Genomic DNA, 23,338 nt, shown 5'->3' with positions numbered 1-23,338 from the left:
CTCGAACACATTCAAAATGGGTTGCTCAATCCGAATGGGATTGTCACCCAACGCATCCCACTCGAACGCAGCGGCGAGACCTATCACGTCTTCTCGTTGAAGCTGGATGATTGCATCAAACCGATCATCACCGTCGGAGAAGGCTGGAGCGTCGCACGCGGCATTGCTCGGACAGTATCTCGACGCCCATAAAAGGTTCCGGCTTGTGCGGTGGCCGGTCCGAGCCGGCGGGCGCCGATGTCACGTTTTGGACCGTGGGTTGCGTCTCATGGATACAGACGAGAGAAAGGACGCCAGTCATGTCAGAGATAGTGATACTCGGTGCCGGTTACGCAGGAATGGCCACGGCCATCGGAGTCGCCCGGCGTGCCCGAGGAGGTTCGTGGGCATCCGGTCCGACCCATGTCACCCTGGTGAACCCACGCACAAGATTCACCGAGCGGTTGCGCATGCATCAGGTGGCAGCCGGTGAGGAGCTGGAGTTCTACGACATCGAAGAGATGCTGGACGGAACCGGTATCGACTTCCGGTGTGGGTGGGTCGACGAGATCGATCCGGAAGGCCAGTCGGTTCGGCTCGGTGACACGTCCCGCATTCGTTACGACATCCTGGTCTGCGCGCTCGGTAGTGTCGCAGCCCCAGCGGTTCCGGGCGTGGCGCAACATGCGTACACCTTGGACGATGTCCAAAGCGCCGCGCGGCTTGCCGACCGAATCGAGGGCATCGTGGATGGTGGTGCAGTGGTGGTTGCAGGCGGCGGTTTGACCGGTGTCGAGGCCGCGGCCGAACTGGCCGAACAGCATCCCCACCTCGATGTGACGCTGCTGAGCCGCCGGCCGCCGGCATCGCAGATGGGGTCCAGGGGCCAGGAATACGTGGCGGATTCCCTGGCTCGCCTCGGCGTGACCGTGCGCGATGGCGTCGATATCGCCAAAGTGTTGCCTGACGGCGTCGATCTCGTCGGCGGTGAGCAGGTAGCTGCCGATGCGGTGTTGTGGACCGCGGGCGTCAAAGCTCCGGACGTGGTGGCCACGGCGGGATTCGCCGTCGATGACGCAGGCCGGATCGTGACCGACACGACGTTACGATCGCTGTCCCACCCGAACGTGTACGCGGTGGGCGACGTGGCGGCCATCCGTCAGAACTACGGCATCATCCACGGCACCTGTCAGAGCGGGATCCCGTCGGGAACACACGCCGCAGCGTCGATTGTCCGCGAGCTCAAAGGTGAAGAGCCCAAGCCATTTCGGTTCGCGTACATGCATCAACCACTCAGCCTCGGCAGGTCCGATGCTGTTGTCCAGTTCACCCGACCCGACGATTCGCCGAATCGGTATGTGCTCACAGGTAGATCGGCCACCATGTACAAGGAGACGGTGAGTAGCAGTCCCTGGAAGGCATTCGGCGTGATGAAGAATTTTCCAGGCGCGATTCCGTGGCGACACGGGGGCAGCGCGACGACGGCGAGATGACGTGAGTAGTGGATGCGCAACAGATCTTTGACGACAACCGCGGTCTGCTGTTCTCAGCCGCCTACCGGGTCCTCGGCACCGCAGTAGATGCCGAGGACGCGGTGCAGGACACCTGGTTCAAGTGGTCGCGGGTCGACATGGAACAGGTGGCCGAACCCAAGTCCTATCTTGTCCGGATGGTCTGTAATGTCGCGTTGGACCGGCTCCGCTCCTCTCAACGTCGACGCGAGGTTTATGTCGGCCCGTGGTTGCCCGAGCCGATCCTGACCGACCTTGATCAACCCGGTGATCAAGGTTCGCAGGCTGAATCGGTGTCGGTCGCGATGCTGGTGGTCCTGGAGAGCCTCAGCCCGTTGGAGCGGGCGATCTTTGTGCTCAAAGAGGTATTCGGCTTCAGCTATACCGAAATCGCCACCACGCTCGAGCGAACGGAAAGTGCTGTGCGCCAGACAGGTCGGCGTGCCAGAGCGCACGTGCAGGCCCGACGCCCACGGTTCGACGTGGGGCCACGCCACAGCCGCGAAGTGGTCGATCGGTTTCTCGCCGCGGCAGGCGGCGGCGACATCAACGCATTGATGGAGCTCCTCGCTCCAGAGGTGACCTTGTGGACCGACGGTGGAGGCAAGGTTCGACAGGCGCGGCGGCCCATCTTTGGCGCCACTGCGGTATCGGCCTGGCTGGCCGGGGTGTCGCAGCGACCCTATGAGGGCGTCGACATTGCCGACATGGCTTTCACCGTGACCGAAATCAATGGTGCCCTGGGGGTTTTGATCACCGGGGCCGCGCGGGTGATCGGCACCTTCACGTTCACGATGAACTCCGATGGTCAGATAGCGGAGATCCACAATGTTGCCAATCCCGCGAAACTGGGAGCTGTGCGGGGTGGTCGGCGACAGTCACTCGGAACTGATCTGCACTGACACAGACGTAACGAGTTCATAAGACCCGACGCGTGGTCCGTTTGTGAACGCACCGAGGTCCGGGTGTCGTCAGATCCCTGGAGTGGAGACGGGGGCCAGGAGTAGTCCCTCCCAGGCGTCGATCGCATCGGTCAGGTCCTCGGTAGTGGGGACAGTCCCGCTTCGCCCGAGGTTCGCGAGGTGCCGAACCATGCTCGTGAAGACGAGCTCCAGACGCAGGTCGACGACCGCGGGAGGCAGGTGATCGACGGACGCCCGCAGTGACTCGGCAACGACGCGACCGCTTTCGTTGAGCGATGCGTCGATTGCCATGAAGTGTTCTCCGATCAGCCCGGCAGTCGTCAGCTGGTCAAGGACGCCGACATATCTGTTGCCCTCACCAAGTGTGTTGGCAAGAGGCTTCACGGTCGCCCACAGCACTGCCCGGGTCGAGGGTGCCTCCTCGTCGCGGTACAACGTCGCCACGACGGCGTTGCGGTCGGCATTGATCGACGGCAGCCGGTACTCGAAGATGGCCTGCAGGAGATCGGCCTTGGATCCGAAGTGGTAACTGATCGCCGAGGCATTGTGTTGCCCGGCCGCCTGGCGAATATCGTTGAGGGACACTGCGGCATAGCCTCGTTCGGCGAACAACCGTTCGGCGCTCTCGATCAATCGCGTTCTGGTTGCATCTCCCGAGGCGTACCGCCCTTTGTTGGTTGCCACAGGGTCAAACCTAGCCTTGCGCCGGTCTGATTCGAAACCACATGCCCGCCCATAGCAACTCTGAACCGGCAAATCAAGAGATGGACGCAAGCAAAATCTATACGGCGTCAATTTAATGACCCCGCATTAGATTCACATTCAGATGGCATCGGCCATCGACGAACATCGGCGCGATTCAAGGAGATCCATGACGACTCTCGAGACCAAACCATCACTGTCGGTGCACCCGATAGCGGGAATGATCGGTGCCGAGATCCACGGCGCGGCAGTCGGAAACCTTGATGACGCGCAGGTGGAGTGGATCAAGAAGGAGCTGTACCGGCACGGTGTGCTGTTCTTTCCCGCGCAAGGGCTCGATCCCGATGTCCACACCGCATTTGCGAAACACTTCGGACCGATCGAATACCCCCACGTGCATCTGGAGAACCTCGGCGAAGAAGGTCATCCCGAGATCTCGGTGATCTCCACCGAGAACGAAAATGCGTACCAGGCGAATCAGTGGCATACCGATGTGTCGTGGAAACCGAAGCCATCACGGTTCAGCGTCCTGCATATGCAGCAGCTGCCTGCGTTCGGCGGCGACACCATGTGGTCGAGTCAGATCGCCGCCTACGAGGCGCTGTCGGAACCCATCCGGCAGTTGCTTCTCGGCCTGAGCGCCTCGCACCGCTTTCCGAGCACGCCTGCTCAGCCGACGGATACTCGGCATCCAGTGGTCATCCGGCACCCGCAGACCGGCAAACTGTCGCTGTTCGTGAACAACCTGTTCACCCCGGACATCAACGGTCTGTCGAAGTCTGAGAGCGACGCGCTCGTCAATCTCCTCAGGGCAGAGTCGATACGGCCCGAGTTCACGTGCCGCCGACGCTGGCAGGTCGGCGATATCGCGATCTGGGACAACCATTTTGTCCAGCACAACGCCATCTACGACTACGGCGACGGCGACCGCCGCATCCACCGCATCGAGGTGGCGCCGGAGGTGCCGATTCCGGCCGCCGGCTGAGTTGTCACCCCCTGCAGTTGCCCATTCAGACCAATCATTCTGTCCCTCTCAGCTCCTGAAAGACGTAAACCCATGCGCTCGTCTATTTCAACGACTGCCGTCAATCGACGCGGCTTCTTACGCGGAGCCGGACTCACCGCCTTTGCAGTCCTGGGCGCCGGGTCTTTGGCCGCTTGTTCCTCTGCGGTCGGTGAGCAGCGCGGAGCCGGGGATGCCTCGGCCGAGCCGGTACGTGGCGGCAGCCTGAAAGTCGGCGTGTCCGACGACATCAATCCACCGTTGCTGTTGACGGGCGGAAGCCTGGCCGGAACTCTCATGCTGGGCCTGGTCTTCGAGACGTTGACCCGGTATCCCGTCGATTCCATCGAACCTCAACCGCTGCTGGCGAAGTCCTGGGAGCAATCGCCGGACGGTTTGACGTACACGGTGCACCTGCGAGATGACGTCTACTTCCACAGCGGCAGACAGTTCACCGCGAAAGACGCCGAGTTCTCGTTGCGTACCTACACCGACCCCAAATTCTCGGCACAGCTCCGCAGCACCGCCGCGACGATCACCGGATACGACACCAGTGATCCCCAGACTTTGGTTCTGACGCTGGCACACCCGGTCGGGAACCTGTTCGATGTCTTCGACCTCGCTCCGATCTTCGACAGCGAAACATTCGCTGCGCTACAGAACGGTGAAACATTCATCGGTACCGGGCCATTCGTGCTCAGCTCGCGAACCCCCAACAGCCAGATCACGTTCGAGCGCAACGCGAAGTATCGCGTACCGGATCGACCGTACCTCGACCGGGTCGAAGCACTGATCATTCCCGACGCGCAGGGCCGGCTCAGTGCACTCAAGTCGGGGCGGGTCGACTACACCGGTGAGCTGGGCGGCCGGGATGCACAAACGCTCCGTGACACAGACGGTTTCGACGTCACCAGTTTGGAAGGTGCAGAAACACAGACGTATCTCGGGGTCAATGTCACCGCGCCTGCGCTCGCTGATGTCCGAGTTCGGCAAGCCCTGGCATACGCGATTGATCGTGATCGCATCGTCACCGAGGTGCTCCGCGACTCGGGCTATGCCGTCAACCTTCCGTGGCCGAAACACTCGGTGGCCTACGACGAGGCGAAAAATTCCACGTACACAAGGGATGTCGCCAAGGCCAAGTCGCTGGTCGCAGAGGTGGGTGAGCTGCCGACGATTCCGCTGACGTACCGTGGCGGCGGCGGCGACTTCGAGGCCATCGCACAGATCGTGCAGGCCAATCTCGCCGACGTGGGAATCACCGTGGAACTCGATCCGGTCGAACAATCAGTTTTCCTCAAGACGCTGATCGCCGCCGAGTTCGAGGGTCTGTGGCTCTATGCCCACACCTTTGCCCAGTTTGTGCCGTCCACACTCACGGTCAGTGCGTACCCGTTCAACGCTGCCCACAACGCATCTCGGTACTCGTCACCCGAGTACACCGAAGCCGCTGCCGCCGCGTGGGAAACCCGCGACGGGGTCGACGGAACGGCGGTCGAACACTACGCGCAGATCAGTGATCTGCTGCTGCGCGACGTGTTCCTCGTCGAAATCGCCGTGCAGGTCCCGCAACCCGCCGCTGCCACGCGGGTGCACGACCTCGCCTGGACCAAATCCAGGCAGACCCTGCTGACCGACGCGTACGTTGCCTGAGAGATCGGACGACACATGATCCGCTATCTGATCGGACGCCTGCCCTCCGCGCTGGTGGTCCTGTTCCTGGCGTCCTTGCTGATCTTCTTCACCATGCGACTGGTGCCGGGTGACCCGGCCGTGGTGTTGGCCGGACCAGACGCCACCCCGGAGTCGATCGACTCGATTCGGCATTCACTCGGACTCGACAAATCCATTTTCGCGCAATACTTTTCATGGATCGGTGATGTCCTGACCTTCGATCTGGGACGGTCGTATGTGCTGGGTGGTGAGATCGCTGATCTGGTCCTCGCCGGCCTCGGGAACACAGCGGTCCTGGCCGGAACCGCGCTTCTCCTCGCCGTCATCATGAGTCTGGCGTTGAGCATCGCGGTGGTCGCCTGGCCGAATCGATGGCTGACCGCGACGGTGAACACCATCAACACCGTCTCCGTTGCCCTCCCGAACTTCGTCACGGGTGTGTTGTTCGTGTTGGTCTTTGCGGTGATCTTTCCGGTATTGCCATCGGGTGGTGTTCCACCGGAGGGATTTTGGGCGCAACCGGATATCACGGTTCAGTACCTGCTGATGCCAGCGGTATGTCTGGCACTGCCGGTGGCCGCATCGCTGACCAGATTTCTGAGCGAGTCGCTGCGTACCGAGATGGGCCAGCAGTATGTGATCACCGCGCGCGCCGCCGGTGTGTCGCGGTGGAATCTGGTGACCCGCACAGCGCTACGCAACGCCGTACCGACCATGCTCACCGTGGTCGGCATCCAGACCGGTCACCTGCTGGGCGGTGCGGTGCTGGTTGAGGCGATCTTCGCCTGGCCGGGCATCGGTCAGCTCATCGAGCAGGGCATCGGGCGGCGCGACTATCCGGTGGTGCAGGTGCTGCTGTTGCTATCGGTCACGATCTTCGTGCTCATCCAGTTGTTCACCGACATCCTGCACGCCTATCTCGACCCACGGATCCGTATCGGAGGACAGGCATGAGCGTCATCGAGACAGAACCCGGGCTCGATGGCCACACCGCCGATTCCGCCAACGGCGTTCGGCGTCGCAATCCGATGCTCGGAGCGCTGCTGTCCGGTCAAGGACTCGTCGGAGTCATCATCCTGAGCGTGATCGTTGCTGCCGGTGTGCTGGCGCCGTGGCTCACCTCGTTCTCGCCGAACGAACAGATCGAAGGCGCGAACCTGTTGGGGCCGAGTGCCGATCACTGGTTCGGCACCGACGAGGTGAATCGTGACGTGTTCACCCGAACTCTGTACGGCATCCGCACCAACGTGCTGATCATCATGGTCGCGGTTCCACTCGGCGCTGTTCTGGGCGCACTGTTCGGACTGTTGTCGAGTCTGAACACGGTGGCCGACGTGGTGACGCAACGGGTGTTCGATGTGATCCTTGCTTTCCCGCTGTTGATCCTGGCCATCACACTCGTCGCGATCACCGGACCCGGTGTGTGGCCGGTGGTGGCGGTGATCGTGGCAGCTGAGATCCCCATCTTCGGGCGGCTTCTGCGAACGACGCTGTTGAAGGTGCGTGAGCTGCCATATGTGGAGGCGGCCGAGGTGATCGGGGCCGGCCGTTGGTGGGTGCTGCGCAAACATGTTCTTCCCAATGCCGCAGAGCCGTTGGGTGTGCAACTGGCACTGTCGATGTCGGCCGCTGTGTTCGCCGAAAGCGCCATGAGCTTTCTCGGTATCGGAGTGCGGCCGCCGAACCCTTCTCTGGGATCGATCATCGCCGCATCGGTGCCGAACCTCGACACCAACCCGGCCTACGCCGTTGGTCCCCTGATCGTCGTGTCGGCGATGGTCCTGAGCTTCCTCCTCATCGCCCAGGGATTGAACCATGCCCGCCGAATCTGAACGCCAGCCGCGGACCGAAGGATTGATCATGACCACCTCACACACGCCCACCCTGCTGTCGATCCACGACCTCGTCATCAGGTTCGGCGACGCTGACAGCGGGGTGACCCCCGTGGTCGATCACGTCAGTCTGAGTGTGGAACGCGGCGAAATCGTGGCGTTGGTCGGCGAATCCGGTTCGGGCAAGTCGATGACCGCCCGTGCCGCCCTCGGCTTGCTCCCGCAGGGCGCACAGGCGCACGGTTCCATCGTCCTGGCCGGCGACCAGGTGATCGGCGCAACGGAACGCTCTCTCAACCAGTGGCGGGGAACCCGCGCCGCGATGGTCTTCCAGGAACCACAGACCGCCCTCAATCCGGTCCGCAAAGTGGGATGGCAAATTGCGCAGGCCCTTCGGGCACACGGCAAGGTGTCCCGAAGCGCGGCCCGGGCCCGAGCGGTGGAACTGCTGCGGATGGTCGAGATCCCCGAGCCCGAGGTTCGGGTGAACTGGTATCCGCACCAACTGTCGGGCGGTCAGAAGCAGCGGGTTGTCATCGCCTTGGCGCTCTCTGGCGAACCGGCACTGTTGATCGCGGACGAACCGACCACCGCGCTCGATGTGACCGTGCAGGAAGAAATACTGGCACTGCTGCGACGGCTGCGCGATCGGTCCGGGACCGCCATTCTCCTGATCACACACAATATGGGCGTCGTGGCAGACATTGCGGACCGCGTTGTGGTCCTCAAACGCGGTCAGATCGTTGAAGAAAGTTCTGTGACAAACCTTTTCGCGACGCCTCGTCACGAGTACACCAAGGCGCTGCTGGCCGCGGTCCCCAGGCTCCCCGAAGCCGGTGAGGTTGCCGAATCCATCACACCGATCGCCGACACCGACGCCGTGTTGTCACTGCGCACAGTGTCCGTGGTCTTCCCGGCCAGGCACGGCAACCCCGAGTTCCGGGCAGTGGACGATGTCTCCCTCGATCTGCACCCCGGAGAGGTTCTGGGCCTGGTCGGTGAATCCGGCTCAGGCAAAACGACTTTGGGACGGACTGCACTCGGCATCACTTCCGTCACCGCCGGTGAGGTGCTACTCGATGGCCGGGACCTGGCAAAGTTGTCCGGTTCGGAGCTGCGCAGGAGTCGCCGGGGTATGGCGCTGGTACATCAAGACCCCGCCGCATCACTGGATCCGCGTCGCTCGGTGGGTGCCAGTATCGGCGAACCACTCGAGGTTCATCGCGTGGCCTCGGGTCCGAAATTGACTGCGCGGGTGGGTGACCTGCTCGACTCTGTGAAGCTGCCGAGATCCTATGCGCAACGCAGGCCCGGTGAGCTCTCCGGTGGTCAGCGCCAACGCGTTGCCCTCGCGCGGGCGTTGGCACTGGCACCCCGGTTGCTCGTGGCCGACGAACCCACGAGCGCGCTCGACGTGTCCGTCCAAGCCGAGATACTCGAGTTGTTCGCCGAACTCCGCGCAGAGCACGGATTCGCGTGCTTGTTCATCAGCCACGATCTCGCCGTTGTCCATCAGGTGTCTGATCGGGTGGCGGTGATGCGGGGAGGTGAAATCGTGGAACTGGGCAGGGCCGAGCAGGTTTTCGGCAACCCCACGCACGGATACACGCGTCAGTTGGTTGCTGCTGTCCCCATTCCTGACCCTGTCCGGCAACGCGAACGTCGTGCCGAGATCATCGTTTCCACGCCCCTCGCAGCCGCGATCTGAGAGATGTCCGACCAGCCCTATCTTTCGAAACCTTCTGTCCAGCAAGGAAAGGAATAGTCATGACCGCAGTAGCCGAGTTCGATCGGACCACCGCAGGTATCAGTGCCGAGGAGATCTATGCAGCCGGTGGGATCACCGTCCACAAGGTGGGTGAACACATCGGTGCCCGGATCGAGGGCGTTCACCTCTCAGGCGATCTCTCCGCAGAGACCGCGTTGGCGATCCGGTATGCACTCGCGACCAACAGTGTCGTGTTCTTCCGGGGGCAGGATCATCTCGATGACGCCTTGCAGTACGAGTTCGCGGGCACCCTGGGCCTCCAGACCACCACGCATCCCACTCTGACCTCGGCCGAGAACAAGATGTTGATCATCGATGGCGCGGCCAGCAGCTGGCACACCGACGTCACGTTCATCGACCGGATCCCGAAGGCGTCGATCCTTCGCGCCACCACCATTCCCGAATACGGCGGTGCGACCACTTGGGCGTCGACCACTGCGGCCTACAACCAGCTCCCGGAATCGCTGGTGCATCTGGTCGAGAACCTGCGTGCCGTCCACACCAATGCGTACGACTACGCCGAGGCCTCCCAGAACATCAAAGTGCCCGCCGACGGTGCCGCCAACTACGGCAACTTCACCCGTGAGATCTACGAAACCGAGCATCCGGTGGTCCGCGTGCATCCCGAAACAGGGGAGAAGACGCTGCTGCTCGGACATTTCGTCAAGGAGTTCGTCGGCCTCAAGCCATCAGAGACCACCGCGCTCTTCCAGTTGCTGCAGGCTCGGATCACGAAGCTCGAGAACACCGTTCGTTGGGCATGGGAGCCGGGCGACCTGGCGATCTGGGACAACCGTTCTACGCAGCACTACGGGATCTCCGATTACGGCAACCAGGCCCGCAGTGTGCACCGGGTAACCCTTGCCGGCGATCTCCCCGTCGATGTCCACGGCAACACCAGCCGCGTCATCAAGGGCGACGCATCGCACTTCTCGGTCATCGAGGACACGCAGCGCTTGCCGGGGTTTGCCGTCCGCTGACGCCGACGTCGGGTGGATGGTCTCGGTGACCGGTGGTCCCGGTCCCTCCAAAGGGCGCCCGGGGTGTGATTGGGAATCGGGTGGGTGGGTATACGCGCTCTGCACGGTTCAGAAGCGGTAGCCGGCGGTTGTTGTCGCGCAGGTGCGTGCACCCAGCGCGTCAACGACTTCTCCGATACAACCCAGACTTCGAAGAAAGCAGAGTGGACATGCCTCCTTCACCCCGTCCGGATCAATCATCACCCGCGCCGGTCGGCCCGACCGGTGCCTCGGACACCCGCGCACAGCAGGGCGAATTTCTCACCACCGCCCAGGGGCTGCGGTTACCCGATACGCATCATTCGCTCAAGGCCGGAGAGCGCGGGCCCACCCTCCTCGAAGACTTCCATCTGCGCGAGAAGATCACGCATTTCGACCATGAGCGCATCCCAGAGCGGGTCGTACACGCCCGGGGCGCGGCCGCGCACGGAACTTTTCAGTCTTACGGCACTGCCAAATCGGTGACGAAGGCGGGCTTCCTCGCTGAAAAGAATCGTAAAACGGACGTCTTCGTACGCTTCTCGACAGTGTTGGGATCGCGTGGCTCGGCGGACACCGTACGCGACACCCGTGGATTCGCCACCAAGTTCTACACCGAAGAAGGCACCTTCGACCTCGTCGCGAACAACATCCCCGTCTTCTTCATCCAGGACGGCATCAAGTTCCCGGACGTCATCCACGCCGGTAAGCCCCAACCCGACATCGAGTTGCCGCAGGCGCAGTCGGCCCATGATGGGTTCTGGGACTTCGTGTCCCTGCACACCGAGGCCACCCACCACGTCATGTGGAACATGAGTGACCGCGGTATTCCGCGCTCGTACCGGACCATGGAGGGTTTCGGCGTCCATACCTTCCGGCTGGTTGCCGCGGATGGCACCACCAACCTGGTGAAGTTCCACTGGAAGCCCGTGGCCGGTGTGCATTCGCTGGTGTGGGAAGAAGCGCAGATCGCAGCAGGCGTCGACCCCGACTTCCATCGGCGCGACATGGCCGACGGCATCAAGGCCGGGGCGCCCCTCGAATACGAGCTCGGCATCCAGGTGATGCCCGACGACGGCACCGAGACGTTCGAGGGTATCGATCTGCTCGACCCCACCAAACTGGTGCCGGAAGAGCTCGCACCGGTGCAGTTGATCGGAAAACTGACACTCGACGCGAATCCGACCAACTTCTTCGCCGAAACCGAACAGGTCGCCTTCCACACCGGCCACCTCGTTCCGGGTATCGAGGTCACCAACGATCCGTTGATGCAGGCGCGACTGTTCTCATACCTCGACACTCAGCTCACCCGGCTCGGAGGACCAAACTTCGCGCAGCTGCCGATCAACCGTCCGCACGCTCCGGTCAACGACATGCACCGAGACGGTTTCCATCAAACCGCCGTCCACACCGGACTCGCGCCATACCGCGACAACAGCATCGACGACGATGAACCGGTGTTTGCCGGGGATGAAGATCGTGGCTATGTCCAGACCGAGCGGGTCATCGAAGGCCGCGCCGTACGTGCCAATCCGGTGTCGTTCGACGACCATTTCACGCAACCGGCGATGTTCTATCGCAGTCTGACCCCGATCGAACAGGACCATATCGTCGAGGCCTTCACGTTTGAACTGGGCAAGGTGTTCGAGCAGTCCATCAAGGAACGTGAGCTGCAGGTGCTGGCGAACGTCGACACCGACCTCTGCGAACGTGTCGCTGCCGGGCTGGGTCTGCCTGCGCCCAAGGGCGAACCGGTCCCCGACGTCATCACCTCCCCGGCCCTGTCGCAGGTGATCGTCGAGCCCGGTCCGATCGCGGGACGCAAGATCGGTGTCATCGCAGATCAGAACTCTGACCTGAGCGGAATCGACAAACTGCGCAGCGCGGCCGAAGGCAAAGGCGCGACCGTGCACGTCATCGCGCCGGTCGGCGGTGTGCTCGGCAAGGCGGCGCGAAAGCAGATCGTCGAGCGGACATTCCTGACGGTCCGGTCCATCGAGTTCGACGCGCTGGTCGTCGCTGCAGGCACTACGCCTTCTGACAACATCAAGCTGGTCCTGCTGCTGCAGGAGGCGTTCCGACACTGCAAGGCGATCGGAGCCTGGGGTGACGGCGCCGCGATACTCGAGGCTGCAGGCATCGCGCTGGATGATCCTGGTGTGGTGGTGGGTGATTCGGCAGTCAAGGCGTTCAACGAGTCACTCTTGGCCGCGCTGGGTCTGCACCGTGCATGGGATCGTGCCCCTGCTGTCATGAATTCTGCAGTGCCGCCCTCTGTTCCGGATCGACCGGAAAAGAAGCGGCAAGCGAAGAAGAAGTAGTCCCGGAGGCGTCAGGGCTCGATCAGCATTGCGGCCATATCGTCGAGTTGAAAGAACTCGGCCACGGCCGTGGCTGATCGAGCCCCTCCGTGTGGGTCGGCCCCCGCAGCGAGCAGTGCCCGCACCACGACTTCACTCCGGCGAAAGACCGCTGATCCCAACGCGGTTTGGCCATTGTCGTTGACGCGTTCGACGTCTGCGTCGGCTGCGAGCAGAACTCGGACAGCCTCGATGTGGCCGTAGTAGGACGCCAAAATCAACAACGTGTCGCCGCGGTCGTTGGTCAGATTCACCGGACCGCCGATGTCGAGAAATGACTGCAGCGCCGCGTGGTCACCCTGTCGTGCCCAATCGAAGGCGCTCTGGAAGAGTTCGAGTTCTTGCTCCGTGAGATTCACACTGACCTCCTGGTTGTTGGGCATGCCGCGAGTACCCAACGGCGCGGCAATCGACACCAGGGGTCCGGATCGGCCACGACCTGACGGTCTGTCAGTTCAGGGCGGCAGCCAGTCGACGCCACTGCTCGCGGGGATAGGCGGCCGGATCGGCGTCGAGGACCTGCACGCACACGTGGTCGGCGCCGGCGGCGTGGTGTTCCCGGACTCTTCCGAGGATTGCGTTCTCGTCACCCCAGACAATGATCGAGTCGAACACCCGGTCGCTGACGGTGTCGAGGTCTTCTTGGGTGAATCCCGACCGCAGGAGGTTGTTGGCGTAGTTCGGGAGTTTCAGGTAGTTGCCTAGCCATTCGGTGCCGATGATCCGGGCCTGATCGCGATCTGTGGTCAGGATGGCGGTCTGCTCGGGAAGGAGCAGTGGTCCGGCGCCGAGTGCTTCTCGGGCCTGCGCGGTGAACTCCGGTGTGACCAGGTACGGGTGGGATCCGCTGGCGCGAGTCGCGGAGAGGTCCAGCATCTTCGGTCCCAGGGCCGCGAGTACTCGCCGGTCGACGGGCACGGGCTGTTCGGTGGCATCGATGGCATCGAGATATGCCTTGGTCGCAGCCAGTGGCTTCTTGTAACGTCCGGGTTCGCCGGCGTCGACGAGCGGTGCGTGACTGACACCGATACCGAGCAGGAGACGATCGCCGTACTCGGTGACCAGACGGTGGTAGTTGGCGGCCACATCCGCCGGCTCGTGCATCCAGAGGTTGAGGATGCCGGTGGCCACCACGGCTGACTTGGTTGCCTGTAAGAGGTTGCCGACCGAGTCGAATACCGGGCCGCCGACGTCGGGGAACCAGAGCGCGGTGTATCCCAGCTCTTCCAGTTCAGACGCGGCCTCTGCTGATTCGGCGGGATCGCCGTAACGCAACTGTGAACTCCATATGCCTACCCCGGTGAGCTGCATGACTGTCTCCTCGTCCGACACCCCAGGCGCCGTCGGTGTTATTGGTGGCTGTTGTTCACGCTATCCGAACGCGCGGGTGATGCGGCGCGGGGTCCTGAAGTCGTCCGTCGCCGGCGGATACTGGGGCGCGTGCGCAACAAGAAGGCAAAACGCCCGCGAACCTCTGTGCGAGCCTGCTTCACCAGGCGTTTCGGTGACCTCCGCGGGCACCTCGACGCAGGTTCGCTGCGAGATGTCTTCACAACCAGGAAGCGAGCGCTGACGATCGGTGAGATCGACTATGCGCGTGATGTTTTCGCTGACAGCGTCGATTACGCGGTGGTTCGCATCACGCGCGGCAGCATATTTGCGATCGGTTCGCCGGTCACCCTGGGTGCGACGATTCACCTCAAGGCGGCGTGGGGACTTTTTGACGGAGACGGGTTGGAACTGACCAGGCGAGGCAGGCACACACTCATCCACGAGATGGCACACGTCTGGCAATACCAGAACGGCGGATTGGCTTACATTCCGCGGAGTTTGACCGCCCAGTTGCGTGCGGCGCTGCGTGGCGGTGGCCGTGGGGACGCATACAACTGGCGCGCCGCGCACAACGAGCAACGCCCGTGGTCGAAGTGGAATCCGGAACAGCAGGCAGCAGCAGTGGAGGACTACAACAAGCTGCTGCGCAAGACGAACGGACAGACGGCGACGCCCACTGAGATCGCGGACCTCGCCGTACTGACCGGTTACCTCCATTACGTGTGGAGGCGCGAGGGCGCGCCGAGCTTGCGGTGAAGGCGCACACGCCCGATGTGATCAGTTATTGAGGATCTTCGCCTTTTCGGCCTCGAACTCGGCCTCGGTGAGGACTCCCTGGGCCTTGAGTTCGCCGAGTTGCTGGAGGGCGCCGATCCGGTCGACAGGAGGTGCAGCGGGCGGCGCCGGCGGCGGCGCATATTGCTGTTGTTGCGGCGCCTGCGGTTGGGCCTGTTCGGCCCAGCGCTGACCTTGGCGTCGGGAGACCCGGTTGGACACCGAGGTTGCGGTACCGGCGATGACGGCAGTGCGGGCGACCCCGCGAAGTAGTCCGGGCATGCGTGGCTCCTTGGCCTTTCGTTTTCAGAGTTCCAGTGCGTCGAGGGACGCGAGGATGGCTTGAGTCGGGACCCGTCCGGAGGCAACCAATTGTGCTCCGTTGTGTCGCAACTTGGAGGCGAAGGGTGCAGCCCAATGGTTTTCGTAGATCAGTACGGCGCCTGAACATCCCGGTTGCAAGACCGAGGCAGCCTCGTCGAGGTCGGTGCGGTCGATGAGTCCGGACGTCGCCTCGGCAAACAGGGTCACGTCGAAGTCTCCGGTCAGCCCGAAGTCCTCGATGGCCACGCCGCTCACCGACCCGTCGAGTTCTTTGCGGACGAACGTCAGATCCAGCACCCGGATCACATCGCGTTCCACGAGGTCGACGAGCAGCGGAAGCGCTGAGCCGTCGGGATTGCGGTCGGCAGGGAACTCGATCACCAGATAGTCAACTGGGCCGAGGTCGTCGAAATCGAGTTCGGTCATGGTCGGGTCTCCGTTCGGAGTTCGTCAGTGCGCAGGGGAGTTGTGCAGAGACGATTTTGCGCGGGCGCAGACGGTAAGTCCTCACCCGTTCCGGATGAAATTGCCGGGAGGCGAAGGTCCACACCGGCGCCGGTGTACCGGTTTGTGCCGATGGGTCCCTTACGCGCAAGTCTGCGGGATCGGTGGCGCACGGTGCTTCTGGTGAAAGAGGATGTACTGCACTGAGTTTCCGCCTCCAGCCGAGAAATCTACGCGCCAGGAGGTGCTGTCGAACTTCTGCCGCTGTCGGTACTGGCGCGGATCGTCTTCCGACAGTCGTGTCTGCCGGGCCTGACCTTCGCAATCTATGCCATGCTTTCTCGCTATGCAGGAAAGATTTCTTCGCCTGGTCAACCGCACGCCGTTCGGTGGTGGCAATTCCTTGACGCGCGAGCAGATGGCGAGCCGGATCAGCGCCTATATCTACGGCAACATCCTGGTGCTGGCGGCGCTGATACCGGTCACGGAGTCGCACGACAAGTTCGGCATCGCGGTCATCGTCGGTGCGGCCGTCACGACCTTCATTGCACACTATTTCGCCGAACTCGTCGGCCGGTCTGTTCGCGAACATACCGTTGCCACCCGCGAGGCGCGGATGGCGGAGCTGCGCGACAGCCTGCCGATTCTGGTCGCCGCGGTGATCCCGAGTCTCATCCTCGCGCTCGCAGTGGTGGGTCTGTTCGAACCCAGGACCGCACAACTGATCGCTGAGCTGTTCATGGTTCTGCGCATCGCGACGATGAGTTACGTGATCGTGCGGATTCGTAAGGAGAAGGTGACCTCGAAAACACACTGGACCGCGATTGGTCTCGGGACGTTGGCCACGGTGATTGTTGCGTTGAAGCTCGTATTCGGGCACTGACCCAAGCCCTGTTCGTGTTGGTGGCGACCCAACTCGCGAAGCACACGCACGACTCCCCGGTGAGGACAGGTAGCGGACTACTCGTGCCAAGGCGGGCCACGAACTGGTGCGATCAACTATGGTCGCTACCAGTGGGTGTTGCGGTTCGGGTCAGAGCTGCTGAGCCCACGGTATCGGCCGATCTGTTCATCTGAACCGGAGGTCTCGCGATGCTTGTCTCCAGCCTTTTCGGTGGCGATCCGTTGTTGGAGGCGATTGCCGCCGACGGACCTCAGCGCATCTCGACCACCACGAACCGGACTGATCCAGCTGTTGCGAGGGTGCAACTGGCGCTGCTGGATTGGGATCAGGGTGCATTGCCCCGATCCGGCTCGGATGGTGTTTACGGGAGTGAGACGTCGGCCGCAATCCACCGGTTCAAACGTGACGAATTGCTGGTGCCCGATGGGCAGATCATCGACGATGTCGGGCCGCGAACGGTCCGCAGACTCGACGAGATCAGGTCGCTGGCCGAGAGTCTGATACCTCCGCCGCCGGCTCCATCGGTCCGTCTGGATGCCTGGAACCTGTCGGCGACCAACGTCTGCCATCCGATACTCGCCGCCTACGCAAGGGCGGTGGGGGTACTCAAGCTCAACAGCGGTCCCGACCCTCGAAAATGGTGGTCACACCACACGCAGGTGCACGGCATGACGCCGGACCCGGGCGACGGATTGCGCAATCAGTGTCAGCACTTCTCATGGTTCTTCTTGCCATGGCACCGCATCTACCTCGATCGGTTCGAAGCGATCTGTCAAGAGATCATCGCAACGGATCTGCTGACCCCCATCGATGTCCGGCAGTCATGGGCACTGCCGTACTGGGACTACGACCGGACTGACAGCAACGCGTTGCCGCCGATCTTCCGGATGTCGCAGTTGGCCGGGCAGCCCAACCCATTGTTCGAACCAGAACGCGCACCGCGGATCAACGACCTGGTCAACCCGAAGGTGTTGCTGCCGACAGAGACCACGGCCCGCGGTTGGTTTGCGCAGAGGCGATTCGCGGCACCGTCGCCTCAACCGAGTTTCGGTGGGCCGGTGACGGGCTTCCACCATCTCAATGAATCGGGTGCTGCTGTCGCAGGCAGTGTGGAGGGCACGCCACACGGCACGGTGCACGTCGCCGTGGGTGGAGCTGCCGGAAAGATGAGCGACTTCGACCAGGCTGCGGGAGACCCGATCTTCTGGCTGCACCATGCCAACATCGACCGATTGTGGGAGGTGTGGCGGGCGAGTTCAGGCTCAGGAGCGGATGAATCCGCGTCGGCCTTCCTGGATCAAGAGTTCGCCTTCGCCGATGTTGGGGGTGGTGCGCAGAACGTTGCCGTCAGCAATGTGGTCGATCCGAGTCCGCGCCCGCACACCTATGAAGACCTGTCGATTCCGGCTTCGGCCGGTGTGTCACCCCGCGAGGAGGAGTTGGTTGTGTCTGAACACGTTCCACCGCAACGTATCGGCGCCGTCGACCAGCCGCTGGTCCTCTCCAACGGGGTGTCGCAGGCGGTCGACGTGGCCATCCCTGATCTCGACGTTGCCCGGGTGAGCGGGACCGGTCGGGTGCTGCTGTCGGTCGAACACTTCGTTGCCGAGCATCCGCCCACCACGACGTTTGGCGTCTACATAGCTTCGGGGCCTGACCCGGAGGACATCTGGGTCGGCAATCTACCGTTGTTCGGTCTCACCGAATCCATGCGGGCCGACGGTGAACACGGACTGAGCTTCACCTTCGACATCACCGACACCGTTCAGTCGTTGGTGGCGACCGGAGGGTGGGATCCGTCCAGTTTGGCGTTGCGCTTTGCGCCGGTCGGTGAAATCGACGAAGACAGTGTCGGCGTCGGTGAGGTCGAGGTCGGTTCGGTCAGCATCCTGTTCGGATGACCCGATGGTGCACATGGTGAGCACCCGTGATGTCGCGGTCCTCCGGGCTCGGCCGGAGTGGTCGGTGGTCGCCATTGCCCTGGCCGCATGGGCTGCGTGGTGCTTTCTCATGTGGCCGTCCTCAGGGGCGCAGGGCCACGCTGAACATGCAGGAGCCCAGGCGTTTTCGATCGGTCTGGCGATCAGTTCCGGGTGTATGTGGTTGCTGATGGCCGCAGCCATGATGTTGCCGTCGACCATCCCGTCCGCGCGTTACGTGGCGTTTGCCAGCCGGAATCGACACCGGCAGCGTGCAATCGGGATGTTTGTTGTGGGTTATCTTGCCGTCTGGTCGGCCTTCGGATTGCTCGTCCTTCCGGTGACGTTGCCGGCCGTGGAGTATCGATGGGTTGGGGTCGTTGCTCTGACCCTCGCCGGACTCTACGAACTCACACCACTCAAACGCATCGCGCTGCAGAGGTGTCACCGGACCCGGCCGATTCGGTTCGCAGGCCCGGCAGTGGACCGTTCGTGCCTGAGATTCGGTGTGTACCAAGGTAAGACATGTATCGAGTCTTGTGGCCCGGCGATGATCGCCGTGGTGTTGCTCGGTCATCCGTTGGTGATCAGCCTGGTTGTGGGTACGTTCCTCTTTCTCGAACGTATTGTCGCGCGCCCTGATCACCTGCGATGTTTTGCGGGATATGTGGCCATCTTCTTCCCGACCGCGATACTGCTGACTTTGGGGTAGCGGCGGAGGTGCGGTCTCAGCGTTGTGGTGCGAGGCCTCGCAGGAGCGAATCGATGACATCGATGATCAGCTGATCATCTAGGGGATCGATGGTCTTGTTGTTGGCCATTACTGCGATGCCCTGCAGCGTCGCAAAGAACAGGGTTCCGACGGTCTGTGCTCCGTCGACCAGTTCACCCTGTGCTTGACCGCGATCGATCATGGCCGCCACCGGCGCAAAACTGGCTGCGCGCGCGTGCCGCAGCTCGTCTGAAACCTCGCCCCTCCGATAGCTCGACATCAAGTCGACCAAAGCGGGGCTGTCGGTGGCAAACCGGACAAACGCCACCGCAACGTCATGCATCGTGGACACGAATGTCCGGTTGTCGGGTGCGGCCGCGGAATCGAGCGCGGTCCCGAGCCGGTGAAAACCCTCGAGCGCAAGGGATTCCAGCAATGCCGCCTTGTCGTCGAAGTGGCGTCGGGGTGCGCCGTGGCTCACCCCGACCGCCCGCGCGAGTTCGCGTAACGACAGCGCTTCGATTCCTGAAGTTCGAAGTATCTCTTCGGCTTCAACAATGAGAGCTGAACGCAGATCGCCGTGATGGTAGGCCTTATCCATGTTGCAGACCTTACCAATCCGAACCAATGTTGTCATTGGCAACATTGGTTGGCTCGGTCCTAGTGCTCCCCGCAATCAGCAAGGAAGGGCATCCCCTTGGTGGGCTACCGGACTATCCGGAAGTTTCTCCTATCACCCTGGATCCCGCGACGAGCAGGTTGGCCGAGCTACGCCGGAGTTCCCGCAGGAAAGGCGCCGATCTTGACCGTCGGCGGCTACGACATACCGGCGCACATGTCCTCTCGTTGGAGGTTGAGATCGACAGTGACATAAAGGATCTTCTGAAGATAACGGGCACTGACCAAACATCGCCACGGACATCTCTCGACGGGGCAAACATCTGGGTAACGGTCCGAAAACTGCTACGCCGTCCTACAATACAGTCGTATGCTGTACATCTGTACAGGCACGGATCGGGAGGACGATTCCCTCCCGAATCCCGGTCGATCACGCGAAATTGGAAGGTGGCGTAAGGCTTTGGAGAACGTGGAAGATATCATCGGAAACTACACCGGGCTCTCCCGAAAGGTGCTCGACTACGGCTTGATCGTGAAGGGCATCGTTGACAATACGCAGGGGACCGAGGTCTCGGAAGAGAGCCTTGCGCCCCTGGCCGAACTGCTTGCGGTCGATGATTTTGAACGGGTCGGCAACTTCAAAGAGGTGATGACCTGGCCCGAGTACCGAACGTTCTTCAGCAACTGGGCGCCAACCGCGAACTGGGAATGTTCATTCAAGAGGATCACGGAGAAGGGAAATATCGTCTTCCTCGAACTTGAAGAGCGGGCAATTTTTGACGACTTCACCAATGTGGTCAATTCACTGTCGGTGTATGAGTTCAATGACGAAGGCAAGATCTGGCATGTGGACATCTACCTTCAGATGGCGATGCCCGACCCCGAGAAGCTCAATCTGGCAGCGAGTTACGAAGGATTTGAGGTCTCAGAGTGATGGCCCGAGTTCGGATCTGACCCCAGATCGACGCCGAGGTGTAGGACCGTTCGGGTCCTGCACCTCGGCATTTTTGTGTTGTGTCCGTGAACTGATCGGCCCCGCCGAGCGATGATTGTGGGCCTCTGGGGAACCGGACAAACAATGACGCTGCACCTCGAACTCGAGATGCAGCGTCATCGTCTTGGTGGGGAGGGCTCCGGAGAATTGCCGCCAGCGGGTGGTCTAGTTGACGTCGTCCATCGACTTGCCGACATCGGCCAGAGTCATCGGTGTACCGAAGTCGGTTGTGTTCTCGAAAACCGGTATGTTGCAGCGGTATAGGCCTTGGTCCGGCTGGAAATCGGCAGCGACCCATCCCTGTGTTGTTGATTTCTGAACATTGAAACACGGTGAGGGGGGCGTAGTTTGGGCGAGATTTTGTGAGGTGTGCAGACCGCCACCTGTCCATGCGGTCTGCTGCGTCGCAGCTTCCAGAACGCAGGTACGGGTGAGTTCGGCACCGCAGCTCGCGGCCGATTTCGCGAACAGCAGCCACGAGGAGAACGCACGGATCGAAGGGAGGGTGATCTGAGCGTCGGGCGCGTATTTCTCGTACAGTGCGGTGAGATCTGCGACTGCCTGAACTGTGTCACCGCTGTCGACCGGGGCATTTCCGCCGAGGTCCAAGAAGTTGTTCTGGGACTCTGCTGATTCTCCCGCGAGTTCGATGAACTCACTGCCGTACGCGCTGTTGTTGGTGTCGATCCAGTCCAGCTTGTAGTCCATGTCTGTCAGTGCTGCTTCCAGCTTCGGCAACTGCCGGAACTCGCCGTAGAAGATCAGACCGCGGACACCTTTGCTCTTGATCGACTGGGCGTAGGGGGTCCAATCGGCAACTCCCATTGCGGGATATACGTCGTTGTAGATGAAGGTGGCACCGGCCGCTTCGGTGGACTCGACGGCCTGTTGCCCAAGGAGTTTGGTGACCGGCGAATCGCCGTTGATGATGCCGACGGCATTGGCCGATTCCGGGTAGGTCCCCAGGAGCCAGGACCGGAACTGGAAGTAGGGGTCATACCCCGTGGTCTGACTGGGGTCGGCGCTGATCTCGAGATCTGCGCCCAGCGCGTTGAGTTGAGCTACTTGTGCAACAAAGCTCGGGAGGGCGCATTTGAGTCGTTCTTCGACCCCGAGGCCGTCGAGTCCTGATCCGCCGCCCACCAGAGCGAAGTCGTCTCGGCAGGCGGTGACCATTTGTTTGCGTACGTCCATGAGATTTGTATCCCTGGTATTGGCAACGAGTTTCCGGCCGTTGATGCCTCCGAGATCGTTGCACCAGGACGTGAACACCTTCGCGGTATCGACGAATTCTGGGTTCTTCGTGAACCCGACGTCCGTGAACACGCCGAGCTGGATCTCGTCGGCTGTCACACCCTGGGAGCTGGAACCGGCTTCGCCTGAGCCGGATTGGCAGATTCTGTCGAGATCGCCGAAGGAGTCGAGCTTGGTGTCGGCACTTGCGCTGCCGCCGGTTGTCGCTGAATCCTCGCTACCGCTACCGCGGTCGCTGCAACCTGCTATCAACAACGTTGTTGTCAGTGCCAATATGAGCACGTGAACGGATTTCATCGGGCATCCTAGGGGGTATCTGGCTGTTCGGAGTGTGGGCTAGGTATTGGACTGCAATGACATGGCAATCGCTTGGCGGGGACACGCGGCCACAGCTTTTCGAAGGGATTCCCGGTGTTCGAGGCCCGGCGTCTCATCGAGGACGGTCACGATGTCATCGTCGTCGAGTTCGAAAAGCTCGGGCGCGAGGTCGATGCACAACGAGTGCCCCTCGCACGCCTGCACATCGACGCGAACCCGCAATCGTTGGTCGGTCACATATACCAGCCTCCGTTGACGTTGATCTGTTGGCCGGTGATGTAGCCGGCATCTTCTGAGCACAAGAACTGGCACGCTGCGGCGATGTCATTGCCGGTGCCGGCTCTCTTGACCAGTGTCATGGCGGCCAGGTCTTCGACCGGGGGCAGTTTGCCCGCGGCTTCGGCGTTTCGGGCGAGTGGAGTGTCTACCAGCGACGGTGGAATTGTGTTGACCGTGATGCCGTTTCCTGCATACTCGTAAGCCAGCGCCTTTGTCAGTGCGATGACTCCGCCTTTGGAGGCCACGTAGTCGGCGCGACTTGGCGCTCCGGTCTGCGCGGCAGTTGAAGAAATCGTCACGATTCGACCCCATCCGGTTTCGACCATGTCGGCAATCACGGCCTGAATGCTGTGGAACGTCCCGTTGAGGTTGACGTCGAGGGTGTGCTTCCACTGTTCCACGCTGATCTCGGTGAACGGTTCGAAGGATGTGATGCCGGCGCTGGTGACCATGACCTGGATCGCGCCGAATTCCGTTCGGACCGCGGCGATCGCGGAGTCGACGGCCTGGCGGTCGCAGACGTCGACGTGATGCCCGCTGACCTGGAGTCCATCGGCCTGCATGGCGGTGACATGGGTGTCGAGCGCCACTTTCTGGACGTCCAGTGCTGCGACTTTGTACCCATTGCGAGCCAGCCGTTCAGTGATGGCCAGACCGATGCCCGAGGCTCCTCCGGTGACTACGGCAACTTTGTTCATAGGAGTCTTCTTTCCGAG

General features: G+C 62.0%; 23 protein-coding genes. 14 read left to right on the top strand and 9 right to left on the bottom strand.

Annotated features, from left to right (window positions below; genetic code table 11):
- The first annotated feature begins 299 nt into the window (after positions 1-299).
- Both AC1TQG_RS22725 and sigJ read left to right on the top strand, forming a co-directional pair.
- On the top strand, positions 300-1,472 hold the full coding sequence (locus tag AC1TQG_RS22725) for an NAD(P)/FAD-dependent oxidoreductase (RefSeq protein ID WP_482140494.1): 1,173 nt from the start codon (positions 300-302) through the stop codon (positions 1,470-1,472).
- Positions 1,473-1,480: 8 nt separating this feature from the next.
- Complete coding sequence (gene sigJ / locus AC1TQG_RS22720) at positions 1,481-2,392, top strand: RNA polymerase sigma factor SigJ (protein ID WP_482140492.1); 912 nt, start codon at positions 1,481-1,483, stop codon at positions 2,390-2,392.
- Positions 2,393-2,461: 69 nt separating this feature from the next.
- On the opposite strand, the gene AC1TQG_RS22715 is transcribed toward sigJ, so the two are convergent.
- On the bottom strand, positions 2,462-3,097 hold the full coding sequence (locus tag AC1TQG_RS22715; protein ID WP_482140490.1) for a TetR/AcrR family transcriptional regulator: 636 nt from the start codon (positions 3,095-3,097) through the stop codon (positions 2,462-2,464).
- Between the two features lie 187 nt (positions 3,098-3,284).
- On the opposite strand from AC1TQG_RS22715, the gene AC1TQG_RS22710 reads away from it, so the two are divergent.
- From AC1TQG_RS22710 to AC1TQG_RS22680, 7 genes are all read left to right on the top strand, one after another.
- Positions 3,285-4,100: a TauD/TfdA dioxygenase family protein gene (locus AC1TQG_RS22710; RefSeq protein WP_482140488.1), complete on the top strand. Its 816-nt coding sequence runs from the start codon at positions 3,285-3,287 to the stop codon at positions 4,098-4,100.
- Between the two features lie 72 nt (positions 4,101-4,172).
- Positions 4,173-5,771 (top strand): ABC transporter substrate-binding protein, encoded by a 1,599-nt coding sequence (locus tag AC1TQG_RS22705; RefSeq protein WP_482140486.1) that lies wholly within the window; start codon positions 4,173-4,175, stop codon positions 5,769-5,771.
- Positions 5,772-5,786: 15 nt separating this feature from the next.
- On the top strand, positions 5,787-6,746 hold the full coding sequence (locus AC1TQG_RS22700; RefSeq protein ID WP_482140484.1) for an ABC transporter permease: 960 nt from the start codon (positions 5,787-5,789) through the stop codon (positions 6,744-6,746).
- A complete protein-coding gene (locus tag AC1TQG_RS22695) occupies positions 6,743-7,624 on the top strand; it encodes an ABC transporter permease (RefSeq protein ID WP_482140482.1) in 882 nt (293 codons plus the stop codon). The genes AC1TQG_RS22700 and AC1TQG_RS22695 overlap by 4 nt, the downstream gene beginning before the upstream one ends.
- Positions 7,625-7,652: 28 nt before the next feature.
- Positions 7,653-9,332, top strand: coding sequence for a dipeptide ABC transporter ATP-binding protein (locus tag AC1TQG_RS22690; RefSeq protein WP_482140480.1), 1,680 nt, complete (start codon positions 7,653-7,655; stop codon positions 9,330-9,332).
- Positions 9,333-9,391: 59 nt separating this feature from the next.
- Positions 9,392-10,372 carry a TauD/TfdA dioxygenase family protein gene (locus AC1TQG_RS22685; protein WP_482140478.1) on the top strand — a complete coding sequence of 327 codons (981 nt, stop codon included), beginning with the start codon at positions 9,392-9,394 and terminating at the stop codon, positions 10,370-10,372.
- Between the two features lie 209 nt (positions 10,373-10,581).
- Positions 10,582-12,711 carry a catalase gene (locus tag AC1TQG_RS22680; protein WP_482140476.1) on the top strand — a complete coding sequence of 710 codons (2,130 nt, stop codon included), beginning with the start codon at positions 10,582-10,584 and terminating at the stop codon, positions 12,709-12,711.
- A gap of 11 nt (positions 12,712-12,722) precedes the next feature.
- On the opposite strand, the gene AC1TQG_RS22675 is transcribed toward AC1TQG_RS22680, so the two are convergent.
- Entirely contained in the window at positions 12,723-13,133 is a 411-nt protein-coding gene (locus AC1TQG_RS22675) for an ankyrin repeat domain-containing protein (RefSeq protein ID WP_482140474.1), read from the bottom strand.
- Between the two features lie 67 nt (positions 13,134-13,200).
- A complete protein-coding gene (locus AC1TQG_RS22670; protein WP_482140472.1) occupies positions 13,201-14,061 on the bottom strand; it encodes an LLM class F420-dependent oxidoreductase in 861 nt (286 codons plus the stop codon).
- Positions 14,062-14,190: 129 nt separating this feature from the next.
- Here AC1TQG_RS22670 and AC1TQG_RS22665 point away from each other — a divergent pair, with 129 nt between their 5' ends.
- Complete coding sequence (locus tag AC1TQG_RS22665; protein WP_482140470.1) at positions 14,191-14,838, top strand: hypothetical protein; 648 nt, start codon at positions 14,191-14,193, stop codon at positions 14,836-14,838.
- 21 nt (positions 14,839-14,859) lie between these two features.
- On the opposite strand, the gene AC1TQG_RS22660 is transcribed toward AC1TQG_RS22665, so the two are convergent.
- Positions 14,860-15,138: an SHOCT domain-containing protein gene (locus tag AC1TQG_RS22660; RefSeq protein WP_482140468.1), complete on the bottom strand. Its 279-nt coding sequence runs from the start codon at positions 15,136-15,138 to the stop codon at positions 14,860-14,862.
- Between the two features lie 24 nt (positions 15,139-15,162).
- The gene (locus tag AC1TQG_RS22655; RefSeq protein WP_482140466.1) at positions 15,163-15,606 is read right to left on the bottom strand and encodes a DUF6325 family protein; all 444 of its coding nucleotides are present in this window, start codon (positions 15,604-15,606) and stop codon (positions 15,163-15,165) included.
- Positions 15,607-15,970: 364 nt separating this feature from the next.
- Here AC1TQG_RS22655 and AC1TQG_RS22650 point away from each other — a divergent pair, with 364 nt between their 5' ends.
- The 3 genes from AC1TQG_RS22650 to AC1TQG_RS22640 all read left to right on the top strand — a co-directional run bounded on the left by AC1TQG_RS22650 (position 15,971) and on the right by AC1TQG_RS22640 (position 19,159).
- Positions 15,971-16,507 (top strand): hypothetical protein, encoded by a 537-nt coding sequence (locus AC1TQG_RS22650; RefSeq protein WP_482140464.1) that lies wholly within the window; start codon positions 15,971-15,973, stop codon positions 16,505-16,507.
- Positions 16,508-16,716: 209 nt separating this feature from the next.
- A complete protein-coding gene (locus AC1TQG_RS22645) occupies positions 16,717-18,429 on the top strand; it encodes a tyrosinase family protein (protein ID WP_482140462.1) in 1,713 nt (570 codons plus the stop codon).
- A gap of 16 nt (positions 18,430-18,445) precedes the next feature.
- Positions 18,446-19,159, top strand: coding sequence for a copper chaperone (locus tag AC1TQG_RS22640; RefSeq protein WP_482140460.1), 714 nt, complete (start codon positions 18,446-18,448; stop codon positions 19,157-19,159).
- Between the two features lie 16 nt (positions 19,160-19,175).
- On the opposite strand, the gene AC1TQG_RS22635 is transcribed toward AC1TQG_RS22640, so the two are convergent.
- The gene (locus AC1TQG_RS22635) at positions 19,176-19,760 is read right to left on the bottom strand and encodes a TetR/AcrR family transcriptional regulator (RefSeq protein WP_482140459.1); all 585 of its coding nucleotides are present in this window, start codon (positions 19,758-19,760) and stop codon (positions 19,176-19,178) included.
- 486 nt (positions 19,761-20,246) lie between these two features.
- Between AC1TQG_RS22635 and AC1TQG_RS22630 the strand changes: the two genes are divergently transcribed.
- Complete coding sequence (locus AC1TQG_RS22630) at positions 20,247-20,711, top strand: hypothetical protein (protein WP_482140458.1); 465 nt, start codon at positions 20,247-20,249, stop codon at positions 20,709-20,711.
- Positions 20,712-20,936: 225 nt separating this feature from the next.
- Here AC1TQG_RS22630 and AC1TQG_RS22625 read toward each other — a convergent pair whose 3' ends face one another.
- The 3 genes from AC1TQG_RS22625 to AC1TQG_RS22615 are packed head-to-tail and all read right to left on the bottom strand — an operon-like array spanning position 20,937 to position 23,320.
- Positions 20,937-22,322 carry an ABC transporter substrate-binding protein gene (locus AC1TQG_RS22625; RefSeq protein WP_482140456.1) on the bottom strand — a complete coding sequence of 462 codons (1,386 nt, stop codon included), beginning with the start codon at positions 22,320-22,322 and terminating at the stop codon, positions 20,937-20,939.
- 39 nt (positions 22,323-22,361) lie between these two features.
- Complete coding sequence (locus AC1TQG_RS22620; protein ID WP_482141429.1) at positions 22,362-22,565, bottom strand: ferredoxin; 204 nt, start codon at positions 22,563-22,565, stop codon at positions 22,362-22,364.
- Between the two features lie 11 nt (positions 22,566-22,576).
- Positions 22,577-23,320 (bottom strand): SDR family NAD(P)-dependent oxidoreductase, encoded by a 744-nt coding sequence (locus AC1TQG_RS22615; RefSeq protein WP_482140454.1) that lies wholly within the window; start codon positions 23,318-23,320, stop codon positions 22,577-22,579.
- Positions 23,321-23,338: the final 18 nt, after the last annotated feature.

The sequence above is a fragment of the Williamsia sp. Y844 genome (assembly GCF_056786475.1).
Note: the sequence above shows the minus strand (reverse complement) of the source record. Positions and strands in the feature narration are given on the sequence as shown.